The organism is Leptolyngbya cf. ectocarpi LEGE 11479 (genome assembly GCF_015207065.1).
Classification (GTDB): Bacteria; Cyanobacteriota; Cyanobacteriia; order Phormidesmidales; family Phormidesmidaceae; genus Leptothoe; species Leptothoe ectocarpi.
The window spans coordinates 1-4,830 of record NZ_JADEXP010000436.1; the positions used below are offsets into that span (position 1 = coordinate 1).

At 49.4% G+C, this 4,830-nt stretch carries 5 protein-coding genes; all 5 read right to left on the reverse strand.

The window, feature by feature from the left end; all coding sequences use genetic code 11:
• The coding region (locus IQ260_RS27755) for a CHASE2 domain-containing protein (RefSeq protein ID WP_193996312.1) at window positions 1-1,661 on the reverse strand (1,661 nt) is incomplete at its 3' end.
• A gap of 10 nt (window positions 1,662-1,671) precedes the next feature.
• The gene (locus tag IQ260_RS27760) at window positions 1,672-2,553 is read right to left on the reverse strand and encodes a FecR family protein (protein ID WP_228016491.1); all 882 of its coding nucleotides are present in this window, start codon (window positions 2,551-2,553) and stop codon (window positions 1,672-1,674) included.
• 178 nt (window positions 2,554-2,731) lie between these two features.
• Window positions 2,732-3,079 (reverse strand): hypothetical protein, encoded by a 348-nt coding sequence (locus IQ260_RS27765; RefSeq protein ID WP_193996313.1) that lies wholly within the window; start codon window positions 3,077-3,079, stop codon window positions 2,732-2,734.
• A gap of 156 nt (window positions 3,080-3,235) precedes the next feature.
• On the reverse strand, window positions 3,236-3,604 hold the full coding sequence (locus IQ260_RS27770; RefSeq protein WP_193996314.1) for a hypothetical protein: 369 nt from the start codon (window positions 3,602-3,604) through the stop codon (window positions 3,236-3,238).
• Between the two features lie 158 nt (window positions 3,605-3,762).
• Window positions 3,763-4,791 carry an ABC transporter permease gene (locus tag IQ260_RS27775; RefSeq protein WP_193996315.1) on the reverse strand — a complete coding sequence of 343 codons (1,029 nt, stop codon included), beginning with the start codon at window positions 4,789-4,791 and terminating at the stop codon, window positions 3,763-3,765.
• Window positions 4,792-4,830: the final 39 nt, after the last annotated feature.

The window sequence follows — 4,830 nt, forward strand, 5'->3', positions numbered from 1 at the left end:
CCATATTTTCGGGTAGTTGACGAACTCGCTTGCCGAAATGGTTCAAAAATCTGGGCCAGACGGTCCTCGGGAATTCCAATCCCCGTATCTCGCACAGCAAAGTGCAGTAATATCGACTGCTCAGACGGGTGGGACCAGCGCGTGACAGGAGCCCCTAAATCATCACTCGATGCCGGTTGCACGACCACCGCAACTTCCCCATGATCGGTAAATTTCACGGCATTACTCAGTAAATTGAGCAAAATCTGTCGCAGCCGAATAGGGTCGCTAATAATCACTGGCGGAGTTTTGGGATCCACCATATAAACCATATCCAAGGGCTTGTTCGTAGCTCGCGTAGCGACAATATCCAAACTCTCTTCAATGGAGTTACGTAAGTTGACCGGATGCTCTTCTAGAACCAGTCGCCCTGCCTCAATTTTAGAAAAATCGAGCACATCATTAATCAGCGCTAGCAGGGCCTGACTACTATTTTGAATCGTCTCACTAAATTCTCGCTGTCTAGGATCCAAGGGAGTCTCCTGCATCATCTCGGAGATCCCGATAATGGCATTTAGCGGAGTGCGCAACTCGTGGCTCATTGTCCCCAGAAACTCATTGCGCGCTTGGAGCATAGCACTGCTACGTAACCGATCAGTAAAGATAATTAATCCTTCTGTAAGACTCAGCAACACAATTGGCATCGCCACTGGTAGGGCATAATTCTGAAAGCGAGCGCCGAAGCAAATTATCACCCATAGACTAGCCCCCAACACCCAAAGCCCCACTTGGCGTAAAAATGAACGTCCCTGTAATGCCCCACTCATCAGGGGGCCTGATAAAAATATAAATAAGTAAACTAACCACTGACTGGGTATACGTAACCAGTTTTCTTCTAAAAGATTATGTAGTACAGCAGCATAGACATACACGCCGCCCACTCGATCATTATCAAAGGGGGTGCGGAGATCTCGATCAGTACCCGTGCCCGTTACACCGACAAGAATAATCTTATGAGTTAGCTGGTCAGGGGGAATCTTGCCGTCTAGAACGTCAATCAAACTGGCAAACTTGATCCGCTCCACAGGTCCAGGCCAGTTAAGTAATAATTGATTATCGGGTAACGCGGGTAAGGCAATAACATCACCGGTCGCACTATAAACAGCCGCCGTAGCCGCTGCCAGAGAAAGGCGATTGTTTATAGAGAGTCGGTGGCGACGGGTAATGCCATCAAAATCACTACTCTCATCTATGCGGCCACTTTTCTGGGCATTGTTGCTTAACAGAGAATTAGCATTCAAGGGTTGCCCATCTGTACTGATGGTGGCAGCGAGAATCACCCCTCCATGCTCAGCCATCGCTTCAGCCAACACCTTGTCATCAGGATTAGGCTCTGACATCAAAATGTCAAAGGCAACTAACCGGTTACCAGACTCCATCAACTTCTGTAGGAGATCGGCGTAGTATTTTCGCGGCAGTGGGTGCATCCCCAACTGTTGAAACGTGGGATCATCGATACCAATCACCACTAACTCATCACTCCAAGGCTGCGGCCCCCGCAGGCGAGTCAGCGCATCAGACGCGAGATCTTCAAGATAAATAAATGCACCAAGAGACGACAAAGAAGCAACCACACCACTGACCAGCAAACCTGGCAGCAGCGGCTCACATCGTCGTAGCACTGTGCGCCAATTAGGGAACCGCCAGCTCATAGACTTGCTTTGTGCCAAGGGGAGTAACGATGGTGACTTGAATCCGTCGATTATCAGGAAGCGGCAACTCTAGCTCAAAGTTACCCTCGCGGTCGATTTCTTGAGTCTCTTCATCGACCACTAATAAGTTGACTGGAAACGTGTTGCCTGCGATCGCAATAAATGACTGACCATCACGACGCTGCCGCTCTATGCGCAACAGATTTAAATTGGGTTCTTCAGTAATGGGAACAGGGTCCGACGGAGGTTCTCCTGGAATTGTGTAATTCTGAAACCCAGCATTCACTGGGACAGAAACCCCTTGAGCTTCAGAGACAACACGCCCTTCCTCGACCACCAGAGAAGAACGACCACTGGGCTGAATAGCGATTCCCAAATTTGTCCCTCTCACGCCATTAACACCGGCGGGTGTACGAATCTCTAAACGAGAATCTGGATTGGTAAAGGGTCTGACAAACACTCTAGCCTGGCCACGGGTGACATCCAGTTCAGTAACCTTGCCTCCCCTAGGAGTTGTATAAAATTGAAGAATTCTGAGCGTTGTATTTTCAGAAACGCTAACAAAGCCGACCTCAGTATCAATAGCCAGCCGTGCTAGCGCGCCGGAGCCTGTATTTAAGCCCTCACCAACCGCGCTCAAACGTTGACCGAGCTGGGCCGGACGCCACTGTCCACCTTGCAGAAACTCAACAGTCCCACTCAAATTACGAACTTCTAACCACCGATCTACCCGCACTGAGAGAGGTTGTTGTGCACTGGTCTCTAGCGCCACACCAGCCATCATGACAGCTAAGCTAGTCAGCACCGCAATGCGGTTGGGACGAAAACAACGAGCTAGAACACTGTGATTTAGCCTAACCATAGCTATAGGCCCTTCTCAATATGCTGTGTACCAATTACTAATTGCATCATGTCACGCCTCTACATCAGTGATCCCATGGGTCATTAAAATGGCCTGGGGATTCAGGCCATTTGGCCGAAACATTTGAAACTCAGGCACCTCGGGCTTTTATCATCAGGCTACAGCCACCAGAATGCCCCTATCGCCCCAGCCGATTACGATGGATTATCCGCGTGTCTACCCCCAGAGAATCGCTAATCAGCTCAGCGAGATCCTGCGCCTCACGATAATTAGCAAACGATGCTACTTGGATATAGCTACCCAACCGTGAGGATGTCAAAAACGCATCCGGCACACATGTGCGGATCACAGGCAAGTTTGCTTGTGGATCGGTAGTCGATAGAACAATATACGGTTGAGTGCGGACATGGCCAATCACAATAATGCCATCATCCCTCTCAAAGGTATTAAATGTTTGAGGTGATGCAAAAAAACTACAGTCTTCCGATTGTGCCCAGCCCCTAGAACTCGGCAACAATAGACACATGCTGACAGTAGTTACAAAACAGATGATCTGTCGCAAACCATTCAAACCTGGATCTCCATCACTAAAGAGACTTCTAAATCATATCAAGCCCGATTAACATTAGCGTCAGGCTCCTGAGCCTGACGCTAATTGAAGACAGGTCCTGCAATGTGAAAATTACTTATCTTCTTTTGAATTATTTTCGGTTTTGATCGATAGCTGGATAACGTCACGATGGGTAACGACGTGGGCTGACGTCAGGATATGCCCCGTCATTAAGGTTGAGGTCACCCGCTGATGCCCCAGATGATCGCCGGACGGCATCGCTGTCGTTGCTGCTGAGAATGAAGGCGATGGCGTATGTCGCTGATGAGGTTCAGGCATCTGAGCCGGCACTTTGGAGGAAGATTGGGGAATCCCCGTACTGACGCCTGACGCCAAGACTAAGACTAGCAACCCTAGGGTCAAAGGCTGCACAATTATCTCCATCCATACACGCCGCACAAGGTCTAGGGGCGAAACCTTGGGATCTACTGATGGAATCATAACTTTATGAAGAGATGCAACAAAAATAAGTGCTTCAACACACGATCAGCAACTACGACTGCAACGTATCTTAAAGGATATTACAAAAGTCAATATTTTGTATTGCGAATTCGTATGATTCTCACAGCAAGTCGTGATTACATCCTCAGGCAGACTCCTCAGTAACGAATCCTAGGGTCAACATAGGCATTGAGAATATCGATGGCAATGCTGACCAACGCAACAATCGTGCCAAAAAACGTCATTAGTCCCTGGACAACCTCGTAGTCCCGCTGGGAAATGGCTTCAAAAAAACGGTTAGCCAGTCCTGGCCAAGAAAAGGTCACTTCCGTTAGTACGGTGCCCCCGAGTAATGAGGCAAATGTGAGCCCCAGAATAGTGATCACTGGAATCAGGGCATTTTTCAGGGCATGGACAGTGATGATGCGAAATTCGGGAATGCCCCGAGCCCGAGCGGCCTCTACATAGTCAGCTCGCAAGGTTTGTTTGAGGTTGACCCGCACCATGCGCTCAAATACACCGCTGATCAAAATACCTAGGGTAAGACTGGGTAATGCCAGATGATGGAGGGCGGTGCCAAACTGGTTGAAATTGGCCTGGAGTAAACTGTCGAGCAAATATAAGCCGGTCGGACCGGCGGGTGGTGTTTGGGCCAAAGGAAAACGGGTGCCAATGGGAAACCACCGCAGCTGTACAGCAAATATTAGCTGCAAAATCATGCCAAACCAGTACATGGGAGTAGCATAGGTGAGAATGCCAAACAACCGGCCACCGGCATCAATCGGGGTGTTGGGTCGCGATGCGGCAATTGAACCGACGGTAATACCGACAATGGCGGCTACGGTCAGACCACAGAGGGTGAGTTCAACGGTGGCAGGAAAATGATCGCCAATAATTTGCCAGACGGTTTGACCTTGACTGGCGATAGAGCTGCCCAGGTCAAACTTGAGTAGGTGCCCCAGGTAGTCTAGATATTGGAAAAATAGGGGTTGATCGAGACCAAGCTGCGATCGCAACGCCTCCTTAGCCTCAATCGGTGCCCTTGGCCCCAATAGCGCATCCACCGGATCCCCTGGTGTGGCCCGCATTAATAAAAACACCACTGTCGTGATCGTCCAGATCATCAGGGGTGCCAGCATCAATCGCGACAGCACATAGTAGCGCAGCGCATTCGATCTAGATGACATGCATTTTTCCCATATCTAACCAAATAGATTCCCATGTAG

Bases quoted from the DNA above. Each gene is read 5' to 3' on its own strand.
- IQ260_RS27775 (WP_193996315.1), bottom strand. From the start codon at position 4,791: ATGTCATCTAGATCGAATGCGCTGCGCTACTATGTGCTGTCGCGATTG.
- IQ260_RS27760 (WP_228016491.1), bottom strand. From the start codon at position 2,553: ATGGTTAGGCTAAATCACAGTGTTCTAGCTCGTTGTTTTCGTCCCAAC.
- IQ260_RS27770 (WP_193996314.1), bottom strand. From the start codon at position 3,604: ATGATTCCATCAGTAGATCCCAAGGTTTCGCCCCTAGACCTTGTGCGG.
- IQ260_RS27765 (WP_193996313.1), bottom strand. From the start codon at position 3,079: ATGTGTCTATTGTTGCCGAGTTCTAGGGGCTGGGCACAATCGGAAGAC.